The organism is Pseudorhodoferax soli (genome assembly GCF_003337555.1).
Taxonomy (GTDB): domain Bacteria; phylum Pseudomonadota; class Gammaproteobacteria; order Burkholderiales; family Burkholderiaceae_C; genus Pseudorhodoferax; species Pseudorhodoferax soli.
This window is the reverse complement of record NZ_QPJK01000002.1, coordinates 144,855-168,187: the sequence shown is the minus strand read 5'-3', so window position 1 is coordinate 168,187 and position 23,333 is coordinate 144,855. Positions and strand designations below refer to the sequence as shown.

32 protein-coding genes and 2 tRNA genes are annotated in these 23,333 nt (G+C 64.7%); 20 read left to right on the top strand and 14 right to left on the bottom strand.

Annotated elements, in window-relative coordinates; translation table 11 throughout:
* The first annotated feature begins 63 nt into the window (after nucleotides 1-63).
* The 10 genes from uvrC (at nucleotide 64) to DES41_RS07420 (ending at nucleotide 8,228) form a co-directional block, all read left to right on the top strand.
* A complete protein-coding gene (uvrC, locus tag DES41_RS07460; RefSeq protein ID WP_114467777.1) occupies nucleotides 64-2,049 on the top strand; it encodes an excinuclease ABC subunit UvrC in 1,986 nt (661 codons plus the stop codon).
* A 64-nt stretch (nucleotides 2,050-2,113) separates the two neighbouring features.
* A complete protein-coding gene (gene pgsA, locus DES41_RS07455; protein WP_114467776.1) occupies nucleotides 2,114-2,680 on the top strand; it encodes a CDP-diacylglycerol--glycerol-3-phosphate 3-phosphatidyltransferase in 567 nt (188 codons plus the stop codon).
* Nucleotides 2,677-3,570, top strand: a complete 894-nt coding sequence (locus tag DES41_RS07450) for a DMT family transporter (RefSeq protein ID WP_114467019.1) — start codon at nucleotides 2,677-2,679, stop codon at nucleotides 3,568-3,570. The genes pgsA and DES41_RS07450 overlap by 4 nt, the downstream gene beginning before the upstream one ends.
* Complete coding sequence (locus DES41_RS07445; RefSeq protein WP_114467018.1) at nucleotides 3,567-4,652, top strand: tartrate dehydrogenase; 1,086 nt, start codon at nucleotides 3,567-3,569, stop codon at nucleotides 4,650-4,652. The genes DES41_RS07450 and DES41_RS07445 overlap by 4 nt, the downstream gene beginning before the upstream one ends.
* A 247-nt stretch (nucleotides 4,653-4,899) precedes the next feature.
* Complete coding sequence (locus DES41_RS07440) at nucleotides 4,900-5,172, top strand: HU family DNA-binding protein (RefSeq protein WP_056672701.1); 273 nt, start codon at nucleotides 4,900-4,902, stop codon at nucleotides 5,170-5,172.
* Between the two features lie 13 nt (nucleotides 5,173-5,185).
* Nucleotides 5,186-5,261, top strand: a tRNA-Val gene (locus DES41_RS07435).
* 59 nt (nucleotides 5,262-5,320) lie between these two features.
* Nucleotides 5,321-7,237 (top strand): SurA N-terminal domain-containing protein, encoded by a 1,917-nt coding sequence (locus DES41_RS07430; RefSeq protein ID WP_114467017.1) that lies wholly within the window; start codon nucleotides 5,321-5,323, stop codon nucleotides 7,235-7,237.
* A 35-nt stretch (nucleotides 7,238-7,272) separates the two neighbouring features.
* A tRNA-His gene (locus tag DES41_RS07425) sits at nucleotides 7,273-7,348 on the top strand.
* 212 nt (nucleotides 7,349-7,560) lie between these two features.
* Nucleotides 7,561-7,803: a hypothetical protein gene (locus DES41_RS38325; protein ID WP_170168121.1), complete on the top strand. Its 243-nt coding sequence runs from the start codon at nucleotides 7,561-7,563 to the stop codon at nucleotides 7,801-7,803.
* Entirely contained in the window at nucleotides 7,698-8,228 is a 531-nt protein-coding gene (locus DES41_RS07420; protein WP_114467016.1) for an aspartyl protease family protein, read from the top strand. The genes DES41_RS38325 and DES41_RS07420 overlap by 106 nt, the downstream gene beginning before the upstream one ends.
* 3 nt (nucleotides 8,229-8,231) lie before the next feature.
* Here the strand turns inward: DES41_RS07420 and DES41_RS07415 are convergent, their stop codons facing one another.
* Together DES41_RS07415 and DES41_RS07410 are read right to left on the bottom strand one after the other, a co-directional pair.
* Nucleotides 8,232-9,293 carry a site-specific integrase gene (locus tag DES41_RS07415; protein WP_114467015.1) on the bottom strand — a complete coding sequence of 354 codons (1,062 nt, stop codon included), beginning with the start codon at nucleotides 9,291-9,293 and terminating at the stop codon, nucleotides 8,232-8,234.
* 2 nt (nucleotides 9,294-9,295) lie between these two features.
* The gene (locus DES41_RS07410) at nucleotides 9,296-9,580 is read right to left on the bottom strand and encodes a hypothetical protein (protein WP_114467014.1); all 285 of its coding nucleotides are present in this window, start codon (nucleotides 9,578-9,580) and stop codon (nucleotides 9,296-9,298) included.
* Between the two features lie 698 nt (nucleotides 9,581-10,278).
* Here DES41_RS07410 and DES41_RS07405 point away from each other — a divergent pair.
* Nucleotides 10,279-10,548: a hypothetical protein gene (locus DES41_RS07405; protein WP_147282813.1), complete on the top strand. Its 270-nt coding sequence runs from the start codon at nucleotides 10,279-10,281 to the stop codon at nucleotides 10,546-10,548.
* Between the two features lie 406 nt (nucleotides 10,549-10,954).
* On the opposite strand, the gene DES41_RS07400 is transcribed toward DES41_RS07405, so the two are convergent.
* The 9 genes from DES41_RS07400 to DES41_RS39800 form a co-directional block, all read right to left on the bottom strand.
* Nucleotides 10,955-11,149 carry a hypothetical protein gene (locus tag DES41_RS07400; protein ID WP_114467012.1) on the bottom strand — a complete coding sequence of 65 codons (195 nt, stop codon included), beginning with the start codon at nucleotides 11,147-11,149 and terminating at the stop codon, nucleotides 10,955-10,957.
* Nucleotides 11,149-11,664, bottom strand: a complete 516-nt coding sequence (locus tag DES41_RS07395; RefSeq protein ID WP_147282812.1) for an HNH endonuclease family protein — start codon at nucleotides 11,662-11,664, stop codon at nucleotides 11,149-11,151. The genes DES41_RS07400 and DES41_RS07395 overlap by 1 nt, the downstream gene beginning before the upstream one ends.
* Before the next feature lie 255 nt (nucleotides 11,665-11,919).
* Complete coding sequence (locus tag DES41_RS07390; protein ID WP_147282811.1) at nucleotides 11,920-12,315, bottom strand: hypothetical protein; 396 nt, start codon at nucleotides 12,313-12,315, stop codon at nucleotides 11,920-11,922.
* Entirely contained in the window at nucleotides 12,308-12,991 is a 684-nt protein-coding gene (locus DES41_RS07385) for a hypothetical protein (RefSeq protein WP_114467009.1), read from the bottom strand. Before DES41_RS07385 ends, DES41_RS07390 begins: the two co-directional genes overlap by 8 nt.
* Nucleotides 12,988-13,311: a hypothetical protein gene (locus DES41_RS07380; RefSeq protein WP_114467008.1), complete on the bottom strand. Its 324-nt coding sequence runs from the start codon at nucleotides 13,309-13,311 to the stop codon at nucleotides 12,988-12,990. The genes DES41_RS07385 and DES41_RS07380 overlap by 4 nt, the downstream gene beginning before the upstream one ends.
* Nucleotides 13,308-13,622: a hypothetical protein gene (locus DES41_RS07375; protein WP_114467007.1), complete on the bottom strand. Its 315-nt coding sequence runs from the start codon at nucleotides 13,620-13,622 to the stop codon at nucleotides 13,308-13,310. The genes DES41_RS07380 and DES41_RS07375 overlap by 4 nt, the downstream gene beginning before the upstream one ends.
* Nucleotides 13,619-13,885: a hypothetical protein gene (locus DES41_RS07370; RefSeq protein ID WP_114467006.1), complete on the bottom strand. Its 267-nt coding sequence runs from the start codon at nucleotides 13,883-13,885 to the stop codon at nucleotides 13,619-13,621. Before DES41_RS07370 ends, DES41_RS07375 begins: the two co-directional genes overlap by 4 nt.
* 169 nt (nucleotides 13,886-14,054) lie before the next feature.
* Nucleotides 14,055-14,846, bottom strand: a complete 792-nt coding sequence (locus DES41_RS07365; RefSeq protein WP_211332928.1) for a BRO-N domain-containing protein — start codon at nucleotides 14,844-14,846, stop codon at nucleotides 14,055-14,057.
* 306 nt (nucleotides 14,847-15,152) lie between these two features.
* The gene (locus tag DES41_RS39800; RefSeq protein WP_170168119.1) at nucleotides 15,153-15,341 is read right to left on the bottom strand and encodes an Arc family DNA-binding protein; all 189 of its coding nucleotides are present in this window, start codon (nucleotides 15,339-15,341) and stop codon (nucleotides 15,153-15,155) included.
* 73 nt (nucleotides 15,342-15,414) lie between these two features.
* On the opposite strand from DES41_RS39800, the gene DES41_RS07355 reads away from it, so the two are divergent.
* Together DES41_RS07355 and DES41_RS07350 are read left to right on the top strand one after the other, a co-directional pair.
* Nucleotides 15,415-16,149, top strand: a complete 735-nt coding sequence (locus DES41_RS07355; protein ID WP_114467003.1) for a toxin-antitoxin system HicB family antitoxin — start codon at nucleotides 15,415-15,417, stop codon at nucleotides 16,147-16,149.
* Between the two features lie 398 nt (nucleotides 16,150-16,547).
* Nucleotides 16,548-16,820 carry a hypothetical protein gene (locus DES41_RS07350; RefSeq protein WP_114467002.1) on the top strand — a complete coding sequence of 91 codons (273 nt, stop codon included), beginning with the start codon at nucleotides 16,548-16,550 and terminating at the stop codon, nucleotides 16,818-16,820.
* A gap of 85 nt (nucleotides 16,821-16,905) precedes the next feature.
* Here the strand turns inward: DES41_RS07350 and DES41_RS07345 are convergent, their stop codons facing one another.
* Nucleotides 16,906-17,196: a hypothetical protein gene (locus DES41_RS07345; protein ID WP_114467001.1), complete on the bottom strand. Its 291-nt coding sequence runs from the start codon at nucleotides 17,194-17,196 to the stop codon at nucleotides 16,906-16,908.
* Between the two features lie 94 nt (nucleotides 17,197-17,290).
* The gene (locus DES41_RS37710; protein ID WP_147282810.1) at nucleotides 17,291-17,758 is read right to left on the bottom strand and encodes a hypothetical protein; all 468 of its coding nucleotides are present in this window, start codon (nucleotides 17,756-17,758) and stop codon (nucleotides 17,291-17,293) included.
* A 62-nt stretch (nucleotides 17,759-17,820) separates the two neighbouring features.
* Here DES41_RS37710 and DES41_RS07340 point away from each other — a divergent pair, with 62 nt between their 5' ends.
* Nucleotides 17,821-18,033, top strand: coding sequence for a helix-turn-helix domain-containing protein (locus DES41_RS07340; protein ID WP_114467000.1), 213 nt, complete (start codon nucleotides 17,821-17,823; stop codon nucleotides 18,031-18,033).
* Between the two features lie 6 nt (nucleotides 18,034-18,039).
* Here the strand turns inward: DES41_RS07340 and DES41_RS07335 are convergent, their stop codons facing one another.
* Entirely contained in the window at nucleotides 18,040-18,258 is a 219-nt protein-coding gene (locus DES41_RS07335) for a hypothetical protein (protein WP_114466999.1), read from the bottom strand.
* 108 nt (nucleotides 18,259-18,366) lie between these two features.
* Here DES41_RS07335 and DES41_RS37705 point away from each other — a divergent pair, with 108 nt between their 5' ends.
* From DES41_RS37705 to DES41_RS07305, 6 genes are all read left to right on the top strand, one after another.
* On the top strand, nucleotides 18,367-18,888 hold the full coding sequence (locus tag DES41_RS37705; protein WP_147282809.1) for a phage regulatory CII family protein: 522 nt from the start codon (nucleotides 18,367-18,369) through the stop codon (nucleotides 18,886-18,888).
* Between the two features lie 347 nt (nucleotides 18,889-19,235).
* The gene (locus DES41_RS07325; protein ID WP_114466997.1) at nucleotides 19,236-19,487 is read left to right on the top strand and encodes a hypothetical protein; all 252 of its coding nucleotides are present in this window, start codon (nucleotides 19,236-19,238) and stop codon (nucleotides 19,485-19,487) included.
* A gap of 7 nt (nucleotides 19,488-19,494) precedes the next feature.
* Nucleotides 19,495-20,544, top strand: a complete 1,050-nt coding sequence (locus DES41_RS37700) for a hypothetical protein (RefSeq protein ID WP_147282808.1) — start codon at nucleotides 19,495-19,497, stop codon at nucleotides 20,542-20,544.
* Entirely contained in the window at nucleotides 20,541-22,331 is a 1,791-nt protein-coding gene (locus tag DES41_RS07315; protein WP_114466995.1) for a toprim domain-containing protein, read from the top strand. The genes DES41_RS37700 and DES41_RS07315 overlap by 4 nt, the downstream gene beginning before the upstream one ends.
* Nucleotides 22,328-22,624 carry a hypothetical protein gene (locus DES41_RS07310; RefSeq protein WP_245965612.1) on the top strand — a complete coding sequence of 99 codons (297 nt, stop codon included), beginning with the start codon at nucleotides 22,328-22,330 and terminating at the stop codon, nucleotides 22,622-22,624. The genes DES41_RS07315 and DES41_RS07310 overlap by 4 nt, the downstream gene beginning before the upstream one ends.
* Nucleotides 22,621-23,019, top strand: coding sequence for a hypothetical protein (locus DES41_RS07305; RefSeq protein WP_147282807.1), 399 nt, complete (start codon nucleotides 22,621-22,623; stop codon nucleotides 23,017-23,019). The genes DES41_RS07310 and DES41_RS07305 overlap by 4 nt, the downstream gene beginning before the upstream one ends.
* Nucleotides 23,020-23,333 lie beyond the last annotated feature (314 nt).

The window sequence follows — 23,333 nt, the reverse complement described above, 5'->3', positions numbered from 1 at the left end:
GTCAGCTGACCCGGCAAAGGGGCGAGCGTGAGGATGATGTCTTTCCATGGCCACAATAGCGCCATGCATTCCGATGAACTGCTCGCCCAGGTCGCCGCGCTGCCCGCGCTGCCGGGCGTGTACCGCTATTTCGACGCCGCCGACCAGTTGCTCTATGTCGGCAAGGCGCGAGACCTCAAGAAGCGCGTCTCCAGCTATTTCCAGAAGACGCACGGTGGCACGCGCATCGGCCACATGGTGGCCAGCATCGCGCGCATGGAGACCACGGTGGTGCGCTCCGAGGCCGAGGCGCTGCTGCTCGAGAACAACCTGATCAAGGCGCTTGGTCCCAAGTACAACATCCTGTTCCGGGACGACAAGAGCTACCCCTACCTCAAGATCACCGGGGCCGGTCCGACCGAGCTGTCGACCTCGCGACAGACGGCGCCATCCGACTTTCCGCGCGTGGCCTATTACCGCGGCGCGGTGGACAAGAAGCACCGCTACTTCGGCCCCTTCCCGAACGCCTGGGCTGTCAAGGAGTCCATCCTGCTGCTGCAGAAGGTGTTCCGCCTGCGCACCTGCGAAGACACGGTGTTCATGAACCGCACGCGGCCCTGCCTGCTGTACCAGATCAAGCGCTGCTCGGGTCCGTGCGTGCACTACATCGCGCCCGCCGAGTACGCAGAGGACGTGCGCAACGCCGAACGCTTCCTCGACGGCGAGACCCAGCTGGTGCTCAAGGGCCTGGAGCAGCGCATGATGGCCCACGCCGAGAAGCTGGAATTCGAGCAGGCCGCCGAGCTGCGCAACCAGATGGGCGCGCTCTCGCGCGTGCTGCACCAGCAGTCGGTGGACACGGGCTCGGACAAGGACGCCGACATCCTGGCCGTCAAGGTGCAGGGCGGGCGCGCCTGCGTCAACCTGGCCATGGTGCGCGGTGGCCGCCACCTGGGCGACCGGCCGTACTTCCCGAGCCATGTGGACGATGCCGTGGCACTGCAGGCGGCCGAGGCCGAGAGCGATGCCCAGGCGGCCGTGCCGGTGGAGGTGCAGGTGCTCGAGGCCTTCATCGCCCAGCACTACACCGGTGTGCCCGTGCCGCCGCTGCTGATCACGAGCGAGGCCGTGTCCAAGGATCTCATCGCGGCCCTGTCGGCCGACAGCGGCCAGCGTGTGACCTCCCAGCACCAGCCGCGCGAGCAGCGCCGCCAGTGGCTGGAGATGGCCGAGAAGAACGCTGCGTTGCAGCTGGCCCGGCTGCTGGCCGAGGAGGGCTCGCAACAGGCGCGCACGCGCGCGCTGGTCGAGGCGCTGGACCTCGCGCCGGACGCGCTGGAGCAGTTCCGCATCGAGTGCTTCGACATCTCGCACACGGCCGGCGAGGCCACGCAGGCCTCGTGCGTGGTGTTCCAGCAGCACAGGATGCAAAGCTCGGAGTACCGGCGTTTCAAGATCGAAGGCATCACGGGCGGCGACGACTACGCCGCCATGCGCCAGGTGCTGACGCGGCGCTATGCCAAGTTCTCGCCGCAGGCGATCGCGCAAGCGGCCGCAGAGGCCGCAGAGGCCACCGAGGCCGGACCGCAGGCGGAAGCACCGCCGCCGCCATCCAAGGCCCGCATGCCCGACCTCGTGCTGGTCGATGGCGGCCGCGGCCAGGTGTCGATGGCGCGCGAGGTGTTCCAGAACCTGGGCCTGGACATCGGGCTCATCGTCGGCGTGGAAAAGGGCGAAGGCCGCAAGGTCGGCCTGGAAGAACTGGTGTTCGCCGATGGCCGGCCCAAGGCGCAATTGGCGCGCGACTCGGCCGCATTGATGCTGGTGGCCCAGATCCGCGACGAGGCGCACCGCTTCGCGATCACGGGCATGCGTGCGGCGCGCGCCAAGGTGCGCACGGGCGGCAGCCGCATCGAGGAAATCCCTGGCATCGGCCCCAAGCGCCGTGCCCGGCTGCTGCAGCGCTTCGGCGGCGTGCGCGGCGTGGCGGCGGCCAGCGTGGACGATATCGCCACCGTCGAGGGTGTCTCGCGCGAACTGGCCGAGCGCATCTACAAAGCCTTGCACTGAGACCCGGGCCGGCGCCATGGCCGGGCGCAAAAAAGGCGTTCGGTCGCATGCCACAATGCCCGCCATGTTCTGGACGATTCCCACCATCATGACGTGGACGCGCATCGTCGCGATCCCGATCATCGTGGGGGTGTTCTACCTGCCGTTGCCGGTGGCCACCTGCAACCTGATCGCGACCGTGCTGTTCGTGGTGTTCGCCGCCACCGACTGGCTGGACGGCTATCTCGCGCGCAGGCTCAACCAGACCTCGGCCTTCGGCGCCTTCCTCGATCCTGTGGCGGACAAGTTCCTCGTCTGCGCGAGCCTGCTGGTGCTGGTGCACCTGAACCGGGCCGACGTGTTCGTGGCGCTGATCATCATCGGCCGCGAGATCGCCATTTCGGCGCTGCGCGAATGGATGGCGCAGATCGGCGCATCGCGCAGCGTGGCCGTGCACATGATCGGCAAGCTCAAGACCACGGTGCAGATGGTGGCCATTCCCTTCCTGCTCTACGACGGCTGGCTGTTCGGTTTCATCGACACCGCACTGTGGGGCATCGTGCTGATCTGGATCGCCGCCGTGCTGACGGTCTGGTCCATGGTCTATTACCTGCAGAAGGCCATCCCGGAGATCCGGGCCCGCGCCCAATGAGCCTGTCCAGCGGCTGGGTGCGGTCCATGCCGGTGGTGTTCGTGCTGATCTGGAGCACCGGTTTCATCGTCGCGCGTTACGGCATGCCGCAGTCGCCGCCGCTCAAGTTCCTCGCCCTGCGCTTTGCGCTGGCATTGCTGTGCTTCGGTGCCTGGGCACGCGTGGCACGCTCGGCCTGGCCGGTCGGCGGCAGGCAGTGGCGGCATCTGGCCGTGACGGGTGTGTTCATGCACGCGGGCTACCTGGGGGGCGTATGGGCCGCCGTCAAGCTCGGCATGGGGGCTGGCCTGGTGGCCTTGCTGGTGGGCCTGCAGCCCGTGCTGACGGCGGTGTGGGTCGCTTCGCGAGGCGGCCAGGTCGCGGGCCGGCAATGGGCCGGTCTGGCGCTGGGCTTCGGCGGGCTGGCGCTGGTGGTCTGGCACAAGCTGGGGCATGGCGAGGTCGATGCGCAGAACCTCGTGCTGGCCTTGCTCGCACTGGCCAGCATCACCATCGGCACGCTCTACCAAAAGCGCTACCTGCAGCCCTGTGCCGTGCCCACTGCCAACTGTGTGCAGAACCTGGCGGCGCTGCTGGTCACGCTGCCGTTGGCGCTTTTGCTGGAGACCGAAGCCATCCGCTTGAATGCCGATTTCATCGGTGCCATGGCCTGGTCGGTGCTGGTGCTCACGCTGGGCGGCAGTTCGCTGCTGTACCTCATGATCCAGCGTGGCGCGGCCACGGCCGTGACCAGCCTGCTGTACCTGGTGCCGCCGACCACCGCCCTGATGGCGTGGGCGTTGTTTGGCGAGCCCATCACCGTTTTCACCCTGGCCGGCACGGCGTTGACGGCCTTCGGCGTGGCGCTGGTCGTGCGCCCGCCGGCCACCACCAAAAGGAGCACACCATGAGCAAGAAACGCATCGCCGTGATCGCCGGCGACGGCATCGGCAAGGAAGTCATGCCCGAGGGCCTGCGCGTGATGGAGGCAGCCGCCAGCCGCTTCAACATCGACCTGCAGTTCGACCACTTCGATTTCTCCAGCTGGGACTACTGCGAGAAGCACGGCAAGATGCTGCCCGACGACTGGAAGGAGCAGATCGGCGGCCACGACGCGATCTACTTCGGCGCGGTGGGCTGGCCCGAGAAGATCGCCGACCATGTGTCGCTGTGGGGCTCTCTGCTGCTATTCCGCCGCGAGTTCGACCAGTACATCAACCTGCGTCCTGCGCGCCTGATGCCCGGCATCGTGGCGCCCGTGGTACGGCGCGACGGCAGCGCCCGCGCGCCCGGCGAGATCGACATGTACATCGTGCGCGAGAACACCGAAGGCGAGTACTCCTCGATCGGCGGGCGCATGTACGAGGGCACGCCGCGCGAAATCGTGATGCAGGAGACCGTGATGTCGCGCCACGGCGTGGACCGCGTGCTGAAGTTCGCGTTCGAGCTCGCGCAGTCGCGGCCGAAGAAGCACTTGACCAGCGCCACCAAATCCAATGGCATCGCGATCACCATGCCGTACTGGGACGAGCGCGTGGCGGCCATGGCCAAGGCCTATCCCGAGATCCGGCTCGACAAGTTCCACATCGACATCCTGACCGCACACTTCGTGCAGCGGCCAGACTTCTTCGACGTGGTCGTGGCCTCCAACCTGTTCGGCGACATCCTGTCCGATCTGGGCCCGGCGTGCACCGGCACCATCGGCATCGCGCCCAGCGCCAACCTGAACCCGGAGCGCACCACGCCCTCGCTGTTCGAGCCAGTGCACGGCTCGGCGCCCGACATCGCGGGCAAGGGGGTCGCCAACCCGATCGGCCAGATCTGGTGCGGCGCGATGATGCTGGAATTCCTGGGCCACAAGGACGCGCACGACGCCGTGCTCAAGGCGATCGAGACCGCGCTGCAGCCCGGCAGCGGGGCGCCGCGCACCCCCGACATCGGCGGCAAGGCCTCGACCTCGGACCTGGGCAAGGCCATTGCACAGGCTCTCTGAGACCACCGAAAAGATGGTCGATGCACCTTGCGCAAGCTGCCTTGGCAGCCCTGCAAATGCGTCTAGAATCCGCGTCCGCGCCGCCTGAGAGGCCATGCCCTGCATGCCCGTTGAGAGGCGGTAGCGGCGGGCTTTGACGCCGCAACAATTCGTGTCCACTCCCTTCGCCTGATGCGCGCCGCTTCTCGTGCGGGCCGTGGAAACTTCGTGTCGAATCCGACCACACAACCCAAGTGAGGGGCACTTCGTGAACAAGACTGAACTCATCGAACACATCGCCAACAACGCCGACATCTCCAAAGCTGCCGCTACGCGCGCCCTGGAGTCAACGATCGAGGCGGTCAAGAAGACCTTGAAAAAAGGCGGCACGGTGTCGTTGGTGGGCTTTGGTACCTTCGCCGTCGGCAAGCGCGCAGCCCGCACCGGCCGCAATCCCCGCACCGGCGCGGCGATTAAAATCAAGGCTGCCAAGGTTCCCAAGTTCCGTCCGGGCAAGGCGTTGAAAGACGCCTTGAACTGATCCGATTGCAGTGGGGTGCTTAGCTCAGTTGGTAGAGCGGCGCCCTTACAAGGCGTAGGTCGGCGGTTCGAGACCGTCAGCACCCACCACCCACTCCGGCCAAGGCGAACGATCCGTTCGCCTTTCGTATTTCTGCGAGACCATTTTCATGTTCGATTTCGTCCGCCAGCACACCAAGATCATGATGGGACTGCTGTTCCTTCTGATCATCCCGTCGTTCGTGTTCTTCGGGTTGGAAGGCTATACGCGGATGAACGAAGGCGGCCATGTGGTGGCACGCGTGGCCGGCTCGGAGATCAAGCAGATCGAGTGGGACAACGCGCACCGCAACGAGGTGCAGCGCATGTTGGCGCAGACGCCCACCCTGGATCCTCGCCTCCTGGATTCGCCCGAAGCCAAGTACGCCACGCTGGAGCGCCTGGTGCGCGACCGCGTGCTGGCCGTTGCGGCCGACGAAGCCCATCTCGTGACGACCGATGGCCGGCTGGCGCGCGCGCTGCAGGAAGACCCGGCCATCGCCAGTCTGCGCAAGCCGGACGGCAGCCTGGACGTGGAGCGCTACCGCCTGCTGGTGGGCGCGCAGGGCATGACGCCCGAGATGTTCGAGGCCAACGCGCGCCGCCAGATTTCCACCCGCCAAGTCATGGCCGGCGTGGGTGAATCGGCGTTCGGTGTGGCCGCCGCGGCGGACGCCACTTTCGGGGCCTTCCTCCAACGGCGTGAAGTGCAGGTGGCGCAGTTCGCGGCGGGCGACTTCAGCGCTGGCCTGAAACCGACCGACGCCGAACTGGAGGCTTGGTACAAGGACCATGTGGCGCAGTTCCAGGCGCCGGAGCAGGCAAAGATCGAGTACGTGGTGCTGGACCTGGACGCCGTGAAGAAGAACACCACCGTCAACGAAGACGATCTCAAGACCTTCTACGCGCAGAACAATGCGCAACTGGCCGGCAAGGAAGAGCGCCGCGCCAGCCACATCCTGGTGAATGCACCCAAAGGCGCCTCGGCCGAAGAGCGTGCCAAGGCCAAGGCCCGTGCCGAGCAACTCCTGGCGGATGTGCGCAAGAGCCCGGCCACCTTTGCCGATGTGGCGCGCAAGAACTCCGATGACGCGGGCTCCGCGGCCAGCGGCGGTGATCTGGACTACCTGGCCCGCAGCGCGATCGACAAGCCCATCGCCGATGCGATCTTCGGCCTCGGCAAGAAGGGCGACATCAGCGATGTGGTGGAGTCCGATTTCGGTTTCCACGTGATCCAGCTGACCGACATCCGCGCCCCCAAGGTGCCGAGCTTTGCCGAGATGCGCACGCAGCTGGAGGCCGAATTGCGCACCCAGCAGGCACAACGCCAGTTCGCCGAAGCTGCGGAGACCTTCACGAACTCCGTCTACGAGCAGTCCGACAGCCTGAAGCCCGTGGCCGACAAGCTCAAGCTGCAGATCCAGACCGCCACCGTCTCGCCCGTGCCGCCAGCCGGTGCCACGGGCCCGCTGGCCAATGCCCGCCTGCTCGAGGCAGTGTTCTCGGCCGATGCCACGCAACAAAAGCGCAACACGGAAGCTGTCGAAGTCGGCACGAACCAGCTGGTGTCCGCACGCGTGGTCGAGCACAGCCCGGCGCGCACGCAGACACTGGCCGAGGTGCGGGACCAGGTCAGGGCGCGCTGGACCGCGCAGCGCGCGGCCGAACTGGCCAAGCAGAAGGGCGAGTCGCAACTGGCCGAGTGGAAGACGCAGGGCGCGCAGGCCAAGCTCCCAGCGGCCGTGACCATCGCGCGTGACGACACGCACCAGTTCCCGGCGAAGCTCATCGATGCCGCACTGCGTGCCGATCCCGCGGCCTTGCCGACACTGCTGGGCGTCGACCTGGCCGAGCAGGGCTATGCCGTGGTCCGCGTCGACAAGATCGCACCACCGCGCGCCCTGCCGGCCGAGGCGGAGCAGCAGATCCGCCAGCAGTACGCCCAGGCCTGGGCGGCCGCGGAGACCGTCGCTTACTACAACCTGCTCAAGGAGCGCCTCAAGGTCCGCATGGAAGTTGCGGCACCTGCGGGCCTGCCGGCGCAGTGAGCTCCAAAGCTGGGTTATACTCATGAGCTTTCGTGGTGGCTGTAGCTCAGTTGGTAGAGTCCCAGATTGTGATTCTGGTTGTCGTGGGTTCGAGCCCCATCAGTCACCCCACGTAATTCAAGGCGCTACAGCTATCAATGCTGTAGCGCCTTTTTGTTTTTGTTCCCACCGTGGGAATTCGCCTGCAGGTTTTGTTAAAAAAAATCAATTGGCTAGCGGCGCTGCTCGCGGTTAACCTTCGTAAACCGGCTGTGGACAACTGTGGGGATAGCCGGTTCATAACAAGGAGAACCTTATGAGCAACGGCAACCCGGTCAACCGCTATGGTTGAACTGCAACAGGAACTTCGAACCTACCGCGCACAGTTACCAGGCATGCTGGACCGCCACGACGGCGAATACGTCGTGATCAAGGGTGACCAGACGATGCACTATTCGCCTACGTACGCTGCGGCGCTCGAGTGGGCCTACCAGACGTTTGGCCTCGACCAGTTCTTCGTCAAGAAGGTGGCCGTGGATCAAGACGTGGCACATTTCACGCGCGACCTCGGCCCGTGCCGACCCTGAGGGGGAACTACGCCGAGAGTGGACCGATCCTCGACGTCTTCGTAGGCGTCAGCGAGCCTCGGCGTCGGGTGATGCACCAGTTGGGATTTGAGCCGGCGCCCTTCCAAAGGGTGCCGTTCCTCATTGACACCGGCGCCGACACGACCATGGTGAGCGAGCAACTCATGCGGACTCTTGGCATTCCGCAAAGCGGGTCCAGAGATATTGTTGGCTCGACTACACACATCGATCCAACAACCTGCTCAGCGCACGACATCGCGTTTGAGATCCGCACGCCAGGAGAGGCACCATTTGCAGTACCTGCCCTGCAGGTGCTGGCTAGGCCGTTCTTCAACAGCTCGATCGAGGGGCTCATCGGGCGAGATGTTCTGAATCAGCTTGAACTGACCATGGGGCACTGGCGGTTCAAGCTAGAGTACCGGTGAGGGCTACAGCGCCCGACGCCTGACCTCCTTGTTCCGGTCGTAGACCTTGGCCGTCGTGGCCGGGTTGGTGTGCATGTCCGGCAGGGCGCCATGCACCTGCTTGTGCACCGTGGCGTAGTAGGCCCGCAGGTCGTGGAATGTGAACCGGTCCTCGGCCGTGATCACGTTGTCCTCGATCGCCTTCATCACAGAGCGCTGCCATAGCGTCTTGAAGCCGCGCGCCGTGTAGGCGTTGTTGTCGCGCGTCGGGAACACGTAGAGGCAATCCTTCCCGCGCTCCTTCTGCACGGCCTGCAGGCGGTCCAGCAGGGCCTCCATGGCCGGCGTGATCTGAATCACCTCCACGATGCGCTCGCGCTTCTTGCCGCGCTGCTTGGCCCGGAACACGCGGATCTCGCCGGCCGCCCGGTCCACCTGCGGCCAGCTCAGCGGCAGAAACTCCACCTGCCGATTGCCGGCTAGGCTGGCGTACTCCGCTGCCATGCCGATGACCTGGCGCTGCTCGGTTTGCTTGGCCAGCCAGCCCAGGAAACGCTCGAGCAGCACCGGATCGGGCGCCTCCGTGCGCGGCTCGCTGCCGTGCGGCTCCACGCCGATTGTTGCGTTGATCGCACACACGCCCAGCTTGATGCCGTGGCCAAACAGCCGCGACAGCAGGCTTTTCTCGATGTCGGCCCGCCGCGGCGACTCCGCGCGCTCGATGTGCACGTACTGCGCCACGACGAACGTCGTGATCTCGCCCATGTGCATGTGGCCCAGGCGCTCATCGATCTGTTTCCAGGCGCCTTCGTAGTCGGCCCTGGTGCCGTCGCTGAGCTTCTTCCAGCGCGGGGCGTCCTTGAACTTGGCCCAGACCCAGCGTAGCGTTCCTTTCTCGTCGGCTGGCGCCTTACCGTTGAGGTCCAGGACCTTGCGCAGCGCGGCCGCCTTGTCAGTGCCCAGGTTGATCGGCTTGCCGCCCACCGGGTGATAGCGGTAGGTGATCTTTTTGCCGTCGCTCCAGGGCCTGGCCTCCATGCGCGGTAGCAGGCCTGCGGCCGACGCGCGGTCTCGTGTTCGTCCCATCGCTATGCAGGCATGGCGGTTCGCCAGCGCGGGCCATTGGCGGGTAGGTCAGCATCCCGCGCCCCATCGGGTGCTTCGTCGGCTTGCTGGCGCTTGGAGTAGACCCGCTCCCAGTCGGCGCGCGCGACCAGGGGCCGGCCATTCGGGCGGCGATCGACGCGCAGGCCTAGGCCGCGCAGATAGCGCACCTTCGCGGCGTTCTGGGTCAACCCGTCGCAGATCGCGTCCACCTGCTGGTCGGTCAGGTCCGGCCGGCCGGTGTCGGAGATCAGGGTTGCAACAGTCACGACCCGAACTCCTTTGGGGCTGCAGCCACGGGCCCCACGGCACGCGTATTGCCGGCATGTGGCATGTCCTTCAGCGTCGATGAGATCAGCCGGCAGGGCCGCATGGCATTTCTGCGGGGAGAAACTCTGCACGCAAACCCGTACGCTGCCGCACAGCACGCAAGCGTTACCGCAAAGCTTGCCGATGTGGCTTGGACTGCCGGATGGCTTTCGGAGCAGGCGCGTCGTACACGCACGGAGGCTCGGGAGCTGATTGCCCACAGACAAAAGCTAACGGTCAGGGGGCGCGGACGGCGCTCCTGAAGTACTGGCCCATGCGACATCTGCACGGGGGGTAGTATCGGGCTCCAACTTGGAGCGTCTCCTTGACCGATCGAATCGAGTCGCATCAGCTCAGCGAGCTCCACCGAGGTTTTCACATCGTTGTGACCGCTGGCGCGAGCGGACGAGGCGGGTTCCGATGCAACTGCGTTGTCGGTCCTCCAGATCAGATGAGGGACACCTTCCGCTGCGACTCGAACCACACGTTCACGTCGGTAGAGTTGGCTCTGAGCCACGGCGTCGCCCTGGCAAAGCGGATGATCGATCGAAGGCTCTATGGCTTGCAGACGCTGAGCGCAAGTAGCCCGGGTTAGCAGCCCATTACGCATGGGCTGTGGGATCTCCGGGGCCGTCACTGGGCTCCTAGAGAATGCGCCATGGACTTTGAAGCTCAATACCGAATGAACCCCCGGCGAGTGGTGTTCGAGTACGTTGCCGATGCCGACGTCCACGTAGGGGCGGTCACGCTGGATGCTCTTGCGGTTCTCGCCGACGAAGCCGTATACGGTGAGGAGCAAGCGATCGCAGCCTATAGGCGCTGCTGGCGCCACGTCCACGCAGCGGCGCTTGGCTTGCGCGCCAGAGGCCATCTCAGCCCGTTCGTTCAAAGAGAGGATGTTGATCAGCGAGGCACCCGCTCCGACTGATTTGCGCCGTGACTTGGACGCGGGTGCGCAGGAGCGGATACATCTGCTTGCAGGATGTGTAGCCCAGACGGCCATACTCCGCCCGCCGTCGGCACTTGGAGAAGTCAGATGCCTCAGAGCGACAGTGGCTACAGCAGTGGCAAACACAGCGGCTACCGCGTCGTTGCAACTCCCGTACTCTGTGAGCGCGGTGGCTTTCGTTGCAACTGCGCCATCTATACGCCAGTTGCCGGCGCAGACTGCATTCGCTTCAACTCGGACGAATCGTTTGCGACGCGTGACGCTGCGCTCGCCGACGCTGTTCGCCGTGCGAAGGCTGAGATCGAACGCCGACTTGGTTTGAACTAAGGCGTCGGCCGCGCAGGCTGAGTACGCATTGCGAAAGCCGGTGCCCAACGGGACGTGATCATGCATCGCCGCGCCCCGGTTCGATTGCCTTGCCGGGCCGGAAGAACTCGCCGGTCTTGCGCTTCGTCACCTTCAGGTACTCCACCTCAACCTTGGCGCTGTTGATCAGCACCGTGGCCACTTCCGCAACGGCCCTCGCGCGGTCGATGGGCATGGGGTTCTCGCGGTCACGCAGGTCCGCCAGCGTGGCCATCAGGTGTCGCCGGATGGCGGCGATGGGGCTTGCTGCTCCTTCTCCATCCGCTGCCTGACTGCTCGAGTGATCTGCCCCTTGAGCTGATACAGCGCGGCCACCTCGGGCGGAAGGTTGCGGACGCTCGTTCGTGCGAAGTGCTCCTGCTTCGTGAACAGCGCCAGGTTCTCCACGGTCCTCGGCCCGTTGCAGTCCTTGAGCATCAACGTGTAGCCCGGCGGAACTGGCCCGTGGATCGCTTCCCACTCGATCACATCCACCCGCCGCCAGTCCTTCTTCGGGTTGCCGGTGTCCGTCACTTTCCGGATCAAGATGCCGCGGTCCAACCGCTCCGACCCGATGGGCCTCCAGTTGCGCGCCGGATGGTGAAGCTTCTTCAGCCCCAGCTCGTGCGCTCGCTTGTAGATCGCCGGCCCGTTGCGGCCTGTCAGCTGCGAGATCTGTTGCACGCTCGTCACCGGGTACAGGGCGCGCAGCTGGGCCTCGTCCTCCTTTGTCCACAGGCGCTTCGTCATCGCGATCCTTGTTGTCGTCATGGGGCAGGGCGCAGCTAGGCAAGTCTGCTGGGCCCTTGCGGAACAGCTTGTCGTCGCCGCTGAAGGCGATGAGGTCGTAGTCCATGGCCAAGACCAACTGGGCGGGCACGTTGCGGCTGTCGCCTGGCACGACGAACCGCTCAACGATGTCGGCCAGGCTCAGGGTGCTTTCGGGGTGCGTTGCAAACCAGCAGCAGACCTTTGCTGCCAAGCTCTCAGGGTTGGGGCGGTACATCATGCCGCGACTCCTTCGAGGGCGGACTGCCGTCCAGCAAAGATGGCGTCGGCGCCGAGCGAGGGCTTGTAGAACTCGCTGGCCCGTTCGGCCTCAACAGCTTCGACTCGCTGGGAACTGAGCAGCACCCAGACCTCGAAGAACGTGCTGCCCTTGCCCCTGATCTGCACGATGCGTGTGTGCCCAGGCTTGGTCTGGCTGATCGCACCGCGCTTGATCCGCGTCCCATCGGGCAGGTAGCTGCACATGCCACGCGGATTGCCACCATGGCCAGGCAGCATGTCCTGCGTGAGCAGACCTGCAGCCTGCAGATCGTCTGCGTCGCCGCTGTAGACGGCGCGACGCTGCTGCACTCGGCGGAACACGCCAGGCGCGACTTCTACGCGTTCATGCATGGTGATTCCCCTTCAGATCCCGGTCGCCAATCGACCACTCAATCGGGCCACCGATGAGGTGCGTGCCGCTGGCTTGGTCGGCCATGGCCCCCACCATGCGCACGGCCTGGGCGGCTACGTGCAGAGTCGTCTTGCACTGCGATGGCGTCCACGCTTCGCCCCCGATGTGGCCCTCGACATCCATCAGGATCTCGGCGGCTGCTTCCGTGCTGCATGCGATGTGATCCAGGATTTCCATCAGCTGCATCGGCGTGTAGCCGTTGAGCATCGGCGCCGGCTCGACGGCCGCCCTTTCCTCGCCGTCATCGAAGCAATCTTCGCAGTCCGTGAGGTCGTTCAGCACCGTGTGCGCGCTGGCGATCAGCGCCGCAAGTCCTGAGGGCATGGGCTGGTCCTTCGGCACGCGCCGAGCGGACGAGACGAGAGCCGCAAGGTCAAACGCCTTGTCGACTTGGTTGTCAGGCCGAAGCGCGTCGAAGTTCTTCGCGTCGTCCAGCGCCATCTCGGACGCGATGCGAAGCAGCCGGAGGGAGTAGCCGGACGAAAGGTCTCCATCCCATTGCGAGGCCTGCCAGAGGATGTCGGACAGCTGCGTCAGCTTCGCTTGGCCAACACCCGGCGCCTTCGCGCGGGCCTTGCGGACGGCGCGCGGCTTGTCAATGGTCGCGATGCTCATGGCAGCTTCCCTTCGAAGATGCGACGGAGGAAGTCCAGCTTGTCGCGGTCACCCCAGGCGTTGTCGGCATCGGGCTCGCCGTGCAACCGCATGGCGAAGAAGACTATCTCGTTGAGGGTCACGATCCGGGCCAAGATGCCGCTGTACTTGATCGTGCCTTCGCTTCGTTCTGCCTCGAGCAGTTCCCGGGCCGCCTCGGCCAGTGATTCCAGTTCGAAGTTGGCGTCGAAGGCAAGCGCCCGGCGCGCGTTCAGGTCGTCGGCTGCAGGTGCGACCGGAGCCTGGGCGGGCCGCTCCATCGTGAAGGTGGCGGTGCTCACAGCGCTTCTCCTTCATGTGGAAACCGGCCATAGACCATGCGGTGCGCCTCGCGCAGCTGCACGCTGTCTTCGTCGAGGTGCGACATCACCAAGGAGTTCAGATCCTTGATCCGCGTGGCGAACATGCGGATGCGCGCACACCAAGCGCTGTCTGAGAGCTCTTCGCTGCCCAGCCGGTCGTTGGCGCGCTCGAGCAAGTCGGCGCACAGGTGCTCGATGTCGCAGACGCTGGCGTGGGCCAGCTTGCGCGCGTTGTCCTGATCTTCAGAGAGATCGGCGTGCCACGGCGTCTCAACGGTGGCGGTGCTCATGCTTGGCCTCCCAACAGCCACATGCTCACGCCGGCCGGGACGGGCGGGTCGCTGCCGACCGTTGCAGTGATGGCGCCGATCAAAGTGGCCAAGCCCCTCGATGCGCTGGCGGCTGCGTCTCGCTGGTAGTCCTCAAACTCGGCCGAGGCCCAGATGTCGAGCAAGTTTTGCAGATCGCAGGCCAGGCCCGCGATCTTGAGCAGGGCATTGCGCGCGGCGTGGTCGACTTCGACGGCAGCAACCGCATGGCGGCCGCTGGTCATTTCCTCAGTTCTGGCGCACCCAGGCGCCTCCATGGCATGATTCACGGGTGAATCCTTTCGGTTTGATCGCTGGGGGACTTCATCGAGGTCTGGGCGCTCTCACCTGCCCAGGCCTCACCTACATTGGTCTTCCGTCTTCGCGGCGGGCCGTTGATGTGGACGACGCATGTCATGCCGGTGCACCTACCAGCGTCACCACGTTGGTGCTTGTGTCGTAGTGGGCTTGCAGGACTGCCAACACCGACTCGCGCCAGAGGGGCTGATAGCCACTGTGGCCATGGCGCGTGAAGGGCACCATCTCGCCGTGCTTGGTGCCGGCGTCCGTCAAGATCCAGCCCTCGCGCTCGTCCTTCGCCTGCAGCTCAAGCACTTGGAGCGCAGTGTTGACGGCGCGGCCGCTCTTCTGCGGGTTCAGCATCTCGCCGACCTGCGTAGCGTTCAGCTTCTTCGCGTCATCCACCTTGGCGCCGGGCAGTGCCAGGCGCAGGCCGGTTGTCGGCAGGCCGGTGTGGCGTTCAATGGCGTCGAGAGTCAGCGACATTGCGATGCCCGCGTTCACGCCGGGAATCTTGGAGATGGCCTTGTTGATGGCCAACATGGCGCTGACGGTGGCCGGCAATTGCGGGGTCCGTGACGGAACTGTGTAGCCGCCGGTCCTACGGATCGAGGGCAACACTTCCTCGAACACCCAGCGCTCGAAGCGTTCTGCGGCTGGAAGGTTGCTGGCAACGATCAGGCGGAGCACGTCGGGCTCTGCCAGCACGCGCACGTCCTGTCGACCGCCTGCCGTTTGAAGGGGGTGCAGCTTTTGCACCCCCTTGCAGTGCGACCGAATTGCCGTCGTGGGGTCTCCGTAGCCAAGTGCCTCGGCCACGTCCTTGCCGACGAAGTGCGGCTCGCCGTCGATGTCGATCACGCGCACGCTGGCGCCGTCGAATTTGAAGGGGGTAATGCTGTTCACTCGGAGTTCCTTTCGGTGGGCGATGGCACGGTGACGCAATGTAGACGCACCTTGGCCTAGCGTCATGGGACAAGCGCAGGACAACCTGTGTATAAGTGGTAGATCGTCTGTGTGTTTCGAACTAAGTGTTGTGGGTAACTTGAGGAATAACTCGCGAGCGGTCTTGTTCGGATCGTCGAGCACGGTCGAGCACGTCATTGATGATCCAGTTCACCGATCGGTCCTGTTCTTGCCCTTGTCGGTGGAGCCAGCTATGCAGTTCCGGTCTCATGCGAACCTGAACCGGCTTGACGGTCATCGACTTGCTCACGGTTGCTGTCCTTCCTCAGTTGTCGGATTCATGTCCCGCTTACGTGTCGATTCCAAGCGGTGCACCATTTCGTTGTTGACCGATCGAAAGTTTCGAGTGGCGTGCTTTTTCAGGTGGTTGAGCAAGTGGCACGGCACCCTAAAGGTGATTCGCACGAAATCAATGTCACTTTTTGGCGTATTCATGGTGTCACTCAAATGTATGTGAAGCATAGAAGTCGTGTCAAGGATTGGCACGGTTTTCATGTAAATTTGGTGCATGGAAGAAGAAGACCGCTACACGCGCATCACGCTGCGTCTCCCCAAGGAGCTGCACGCGCGACTCGGTGACGCAGCGGCGGCTACTTCCAAAAGCGTCAATGCGGAAATAGTTGCCCGGCTTCACGACGCCAGCGAGTTGGAAGAGGAGTCCGAAAGAAATCGCAGGCTGCGTGTTCAATTGGAAATTGAACGCGAACACATTCGCGAGCGGCTTGAAGCAACGTCGAAAGCTATGGATGCCGAAGCGAAACGCTCGAGCGAGCTGCAGTCCGAAGTACTGAAGTTGCGAGCTCTGTTGGATAGTGAGCGCATGCGCCAATCCGACATGGAACGGAGCGTTTTGGCCGCTAGGCGTGAACTTGAGGAGGTTCGCACGCGCTCGGACTCTGCGGAATTGGTTCAAGCACTCAAGAGTGCAATAGCGGCCAAAGACGAACTGCTTGCTGGCGCCAAGCGGTCTCAAGAGTATTGGGCGGAACAGGTGCTGCAGTGCGCGGACCGGTTTCGCGCCGCCTACCAGAAGCTGTCGCCAGAAGGGCAGGCGGAACCGTTGTTCATCGCCGAGTACGAGAAGTCGATGAGCAACATTTTTCTTGCGCGCCAGTTGCTGATGGTCAGAAGCCACCGTCCGCATCCCGACGAGCTGATCAGATTCACGCCGCTGAATGAAGTCCGCGGAAGTGATGAAGCCAAGGCTTACCAGGATGTACTGAGCAGACCAAAAAAACCGTAGTCTCATAGTCGGTTTGGATCTGGTCCAGCATGCTGCTTGATCGTGGGGTTGGCCATTTCGGCCATGAGAATTTTTTCCCGGCCCGAATACAAGGGGGGTGCGGCAATAGCGTGGCGGAAGCGCAAGTGTCCGATGGTCGTTCGGACTGCGCTCAGGATCCCGGACGGTTCGAGTGCGTCCTGACATGGCATATGTTCCCGCGTGCCACTCATGCCGGCGACTTTCCCCAGCCTCGCCTGGAATTGCGACCCGCTACTCCGTTGCTTTTGCGTTATGCAAAACCGGGTGAGGTCGGCCCGTCCTCCCACGTCCTGACGGCCCCGCAGAGGACGGCTCTGGCCACGCACCCCGGTCATCCTGAAGCCGTCCAATGCGCTGCAGGAAAAGGTGGTCCCTCGATGTACGTCACCCTGGAGGTGCCCGGGTTTCATTGCGTCGAAGGATTCTTCCGGATCGCTGCGGCGGTAGACGAGCCTGGTGTGATGAACGTTCAGATCTTCGGCACAGAGGACTGCATCCACACCCTCAGCACCTTGCTGATGCACGGTCCAGTAGATGCGGAGCTCTTCGGCAAGCCCATCCGTATGCGCCACTTCAACATCCTCAACCAAGCCGACCGCCGTCGCATTGCGATGACGGTGCATTACGAAGAGCGCGACCGCCAATACTGAATGGCTCATGCCGCCCACCAGGTGCACAGGCTCGCAGCCAGGCCCAGGCCGATCAAGCCGGCCACGATCACGTCTGCTACGGCGTTCATGCGCAGAGCCCGGGTGCGCCGATGTGCAGCAGGCCGCCGCGGATCACGACGCGCTCGACGCGCTCATGGAGGTCCATGCGGGCGAGGGCGCAGAGGTGCAGCGCGGCGCCGAAGTCGCGGTTGGCCTTGCGGGCTAGATTGGACGCAAGGTCGTAGGCGGCCTGCGACGCGAAGACGTCAGGCAAGTACAGCTTGCGCAGGCTGACCGGGCCGCGGTCGATAGTCAGCGCGGCGCGGCTTGCATGTGCGGCTACGACAGCTGCGTGTTCGGTGGGATTGGTGACCATCTTCGCTCCTGCCCAGCGACGCGCTGGCATGGAGCGATTAAACACTGCGTGAATCTAAAAAGTCAACACGGTGTTTTATTGAGCTTCGTAAACGCTATGACAAGCGCCGCGTAAGAATCGGGATCAAGTCGGCAGAGTTGCGCTTCGGATCCATCACGAGTTCCCGAAGCAAGCCAGCAATGCTGGCGCGCTCGCTCTCGGTTGCCCGCTCTGCAGCTGCGGCAATCACTGCGAGTGCCTTGTCGATCGAAGGCGTTGCGTACCGGCGTACCAACACGGGATCAACTTCTTGGTCCGACTGACTCGGAAGTGGCGGCCCTTCTCCTGTGAGGATGTAGGTGGCCGAGATCCCGTAGCGCTGCTGTGCGTTTAGCGCGCCGGCTTTGGATACGCCACGCCTCGCCCAATTCGTGATCGTCTGAGGAGACTCGTTCAACTCTGCGGCCAGCATGCTCGAGTTCATCACTCCTATCGCCATCACGGCTTCAAGGAGGCGGACGAAGGAAGGGTGGACGTCTTTGGATGCATGCAGCACGCGTCCGATTGTCGCAACTTCAAACATGGTGTTGTTAAACGCGGCGACTTGGTCTACAGTACACGCCACGTTTACTCAACCACTGTGGCATGACGATCACTGCTCAAGTCCAAGCCGACATCGCGCTGATAAAGCGGCTCGGTGGCCCGTCCAAGTTGGCCGCCAAGCTCGGCTATAGCAGGCCGCAACGCGTCCACAACTGGCTGAAACGCGGCATCCCGCCAAGTGTGAAGCTAGCCCATCCGCATATCTTCCTGTGGCACGTCGCCACGCAGTCGGCCGTGGAGGGCGTCCATGCTTGACCCCGCTCACCGCTGCATCCTCTGGCGCCGCATCCGCGCCTCGAACTGCTCGTTCCGATCGGGCAGCCGCACCGAGCTGAACTTCATCAGCAACTTCCCGCCCGCGACGCGCGCAGTCATCACCGACAGCAGCCTGTGCTCCGGGATGCCTGGCTGCGCATGCACACGCAGCGTCACCGACGTGTTGATCACGAGCGTGCCCTCTGCATGCGGCATGGCTGCCACGGGGTCGAACCTGGCTGGTCTTTCGGGTGGATTCATTGGCGCCAGTTTGCCGAGCTACCCCAACCAAGTCACTGCCAACAAACCATCGAATTTGCCAGGAGCCGGAGCATGAACGTCCGAGGTCTTCTTCACGCTGCGGTGCGCGGCTTCCGGGGCGCAGGCCCAGACGATTCGAACGGCGCGACCGGCCTGGCGGCGTACATGAGCATCTCGCCCACCAGCCTGAGCCACAAGGTCGCACCGAGCCACCCCAGCGCCCATTGCAGCCCGGAAGAGGTGGTGGACATTTGCCGGTTGACGGGAGATCACTCGCCCTTGCAAGCCATGGCTTTCCAGCTCGGCTATGTGCTGGTCCCCATTGAGTCGACCGGCGGCATGAGCGCGGCCGACGCCTGTCGCATCGCTGCATCTGCCAAGGAGTTCGGCGAGTTCTTGGCGGAGGCAGCGACCAACGCTGCCGCGAAGGGCATCAAGGACGCGGACATGGTGCGTATCACGAAGGAGTTCGCCGAGTCCATGGCCGCCCAGGCTGCGCTGTTTGCGCACCTGCAGGCGGCGCACGACGCCGGCAAGCCTGAGGGCCAACGCCGCCGCGCGGTGGTCGATCTGCGCGTCCACGAGACGACCTGATCCCAACTGTTTGACGCCACGGCTAGGTCGCGGAATAGCTACCCGCCCCGAAGAGCAGTTGCCTTTCCTGCCTGCCGCTGGCTTCTTTTTCCCGAAGGGCGTCTTGCTCATGTTGAAAGGCAAAGATGACTGAAAGTACTCCAACCCCAGGCCGGCCCGGCGAGATAGACCAAGGACCGATGCGCGGTGGCGCAACGGTCCTTCTGGGTGAGTTCTGCGCTGTAGGCGGGCAGAGCTACCTCGCGCTCCTTCAGTTCGGCGGGCAGATCTTCTCTTCGGCGTCCAGTTCATCTAGGGTCGGAGACAAGTGGGTCAGGAACCCTTCGCCTCCTCCGTCGAGGCGCCCCGTGGTCATCGTGACACCGGTCAGCGGTGGGCCGCGGCCCCACTTCGATGCGTCGATCATTGTTGACCTCGCGCGTTGCGAGTCCCGGTTTGTCGTCGCCGACCTCTGGGACGAGAGGGAGACGATTGAATTCCCCCCAACGGAGGTGCGGCGCTTGGGCGCTGCGATTGAGGCCAGCATTCCCGACAGCGAGGGCCGGTTCTCGACGCAGTGGGTTGCGGCAGCTGGCGAACCCGACGCGCTGCTGTTCTGAGCTATCGATGGCAACAGACGCGCGCATCTCGACCGGTCTGCCCGGTCACCCGAAGACCAAGAAACTGATCCGAAAGCTTGGCCAGGCCGCGGGCTGGAATCTCGTCTGCCTGTTCCTCTGGGCGGCATCCAACCGAAGCGACGGTGACTTGTCGGGCATGTCGGCTGAAGACATTGAGCTCGCCGCCGAGTGGGACGGCGATGAGGGGCGCTTCGTTGCCACGCTGGCCGAGGTGCGCTTCCTTGATGGCTCCGACGGACAGTACCAACTGCACGACTGGGTCGAGCACAACCCGTGGGCGGCGGGCAGCGAGCAGCGCTCGGCCAAGGCCCGCTGGAACGCTGCGAAGCGCCACCACGGTGTGGCCGAGGCCGACCGCCTGGTGCCCGAGTACGCAGCAGTGCGACCGAACAACAGCAGCATGCCGCCGGGTAGCAGTAGCACCGCCGCACCTGCTACGCAGCATGCTGCAGAGGATGCTAGTAGCAATGCTGCCAGCAGTGCTAGCAGCATGCACGCAGCACAGAGTAGCAATGCTCCGTCTCCGTCTCCGTCTCCGTCTCCGTCTCCGTCTCCTACGAAGAAAACCTCTATGGGGGGCAAGCCCCCCGAGGAGACCCTGCCGGAAGGCTTCGTCCGCTTCTGGAACCTGTGGCCGCGCAGCAAGCGCAAGGAGGCCAAGGGCGAGTGCGCGAAGGTCTGGCGGCAGCGGGGTTACGAGGCGATCGCGGACACGGTGCTGGAGCACCTGCAGGCCCGGATCTCGCGAACGGACTGGACCAAGCAGAACTGCCAGTTCGTTGAAGCGCCGATCGTGTACCTCCGCGGTAAGCCGTGGGATGGCGCCGAACTCACGCTGATGTCGGGGACCGCCACGCTGTCGGTGCTCAAGCCCGGAACCGACGAGTACTTCGCGGCGCACCGCGACGCGCAGTGGTGGAAGGACGCCGGGTTCCCCAACGTCTACGAAGCGCACAACGGCATGTGCTGGCACTGGAACGCGGGCAAGTTCCGCGACGGCCGCAAGCTGCCGCGCGACGAGGAGGCCCACGCGTGAAGGCCAAGGACGTGAGCCAGGTGCTGGCGCGCGACGCCGCCCGGGTGGCCGAGTACTTGCTGCAGCAGGGCAAGAAGGCAGGCCGCGAGTGGAAGGCCGGCAGCGTTGCAGGCGAGCCGGGCGACAGCCTGTCCGTGTGCATCGCTGGCGCCAAGGCCGGCGTGTGGAGCGACTTCTCGACCGGCGAGGCCGGCGACCTGATCGACCTCTGGATGGCTGTGCGCAGCCTGTCGCTGGCCGAGGCGATCGCCGAGGCGAAGGGCTTCCTGGGCGTGCACGACGTCATGCCCGAGCGCGAGCGCAAGGCCTTCACGAAGCCTGCGAAGCCGAAGGGCAGGGCGGCAGCGTCCGGCGAAAGCAGGGTGCTGGCCTGGATGCAGGGCCGCGGCCTGACGCAGGAGACCGTGGCGGCGTTCAAGGTCGTGGAACAGACGCGGGGCGACGCCGTCTATGCCCTGTTCCCGTACCTGGACGAGGCCGGCGAGTACATCAACGGGAAGGCCCGCAACATCGACAACAAGAGGGACATGCGGCAGGAGCCGGGCGCGATGCCCTGCCTGTTCGGCTGGCCGCTGCTGGACCGCAAGAGCCGCACCGTGATCATCGCCGAGGGCGAGCTCGACGCGATGACGCTGCACCAGGCCGGCCTGCCTGCGCTGTCCGTGAACGCGGGCGCCGGAAACCACCAGTGGATCGAAAACGACTTCGACCGCCTGGAGCGCTTCGATGACATCGTGATCTGCTTCGACAGCGACGACGCGGGCGAGAAGGGGGCGCGCGAGGTCATGCAGCGCCTGGGCCTGGAGCGCTGCCGGCGCATGACCTTCCCCGGCGCCAAGGACGCGAACGAGTACCTGCAGAGCGGCGCCGAGCCCGTGGACTTCCACGACGCTTTCAAGGCCGCCAAGGCCCAGGACCCCGAAGAGCTGCGCTCGGCTGCCGACTACACCGCCCAGGTGACGGCGCTGTTCTACCCGCCACACGACGCGCCGCGCGACCCGTCGCTGTTCCTCGACAAGCCGCTCGACTGGTTCCAGTTTCGCGGCGGCGAGGTCTCGGTCTGGACCGGCATCAACGGCCACGGCAAATCGCTGCTGCTGCAGCAGGTGCAGATCGGCCTCATGCAGGCGGGCGCGAACTTCGTCGTCTTCTCCGGCGAGATGAAGCCGGCGCGCCTGCTCAAGCGGGCCATGAAGCAGGCGGCCGGCCTGGACAAGCCGAGTCAGGCCTACATCCGCGAGATCGCCGAGTGGATGCGCGAGAAGTACTGGCTGTTCGACGTGCTGGGCACGGCCAAGCTCGATCGCCTGCTGGAGGTGTTCGTGCACGCGCGGCGCCGGTACGGCTGCAACCACTTCGTCATCGACTCGCTGATGATGACCGACGTGCCCGAGGACGGGCCCGGCGCCATGACGGCGCAGAAGGAGGCCATGCGCAAGCTATGCGCCTTCGCCCGCGGCCAGGGCGTGCACCTGCACCTGGTGGCGCATCCCCGCAAGGCCCGCGACGAGTCCCAGGCGCCCGGCAAGCTGGACGTGGCCGGCAGCTCCAAGATCACCGACGGCGCTGACAACGTCTTCAGCGTCTGGCGCGCCCAGAAGGACCAGTCGCAGGCCGACGACGGCACCTGCGACGCAAAGCTTGAGCTGCAGAAGCAGCGCAACGGCGACACCCAGAACTACACGCAGCTGCTGTGGTTCGACCGCGACTCCATGCAGTACCGCACCCAGGAGCGCCGCTATCCCCTTTCCTTCGTTCCGTACTCATCCCAGGAGGCCAACCCATGATCACTTTGACCCCAGACGCCGCCGCCCAGGTCGTGGCGGGAACCCCGCCGAAGCCGGCCGGCCATGCCCCTGGCACCCACGTCATGCTGTGGAGCCAGAGCCAATGCGCGCTCCACATCGAGCCGATGGATGCCATGCTGAGCACCAACCGCCAGGCTTATGCCGACGACCGGCGCATCGACTACGTCCCGCTGTTCATCGGCACGGACGAGGACTGCCGGGCGATCGCCGCCTCAGTGCGAGGCACGATGCACACGCGCCAGGACGCACGTCGGGAAGCAGTCCAGGCATGAGTGCTGTAGCAGAGCGCCCCCGCCGCGTGCAAGTCGACTTCCACGCCGTCGAGCCGCATCAGCGCCACATGGATCGTCGCCTGGCCAACTGGGCGCGCTGGTGCAACGGCACCTCTGCGCCGATGACTTCGCCCATGTTCCGCATGACGCCGCCACCGCCTCGCGTCCGGGCGGACATGGCCTACCAGATCTCGGATGTGCTGGACACGGCCGACGCGACGAAGATGGCCAAGGCCGTGGCCGCGCTGCCGCAGTCGAACCGAACGGCGATCAACTGGCACTACGTCAAGCCCGTGAGCCCGAAGCGAGCGTGCCAGGCCTTGGGCGCCACAATGGAAGGCCTGGCCAAGCTCGTGCGCGACGGCCGCCAGATGCTGATCAACCGCGACATCTAGGAGCATCGCAACATGAGGGTTCTTCACTGCTTGATTTGCGCAGCACCGATCGAGCAGCGAGGCAGCAACAGGTTCAATTGTTCGGCAGGGGTGCGCGGCGGTGGTTACTCGCCGCGACTTGGATTCTCGATTCGCCGGGCCGTCTACAGCGTGGACACGCCAAAAGAACCGCCCCGACAGCCCTCAATGGCGCCCTACCTGTGGTGCCCCAATTGCACCGCGGAGCTGGAAGACTATGACGGCCGGGAGCGGCGGCTGCAGTGCGCATCGTGCGGGCTTCGGCTGCCGGCAACCGATCAACAAGAGCTGCTCGA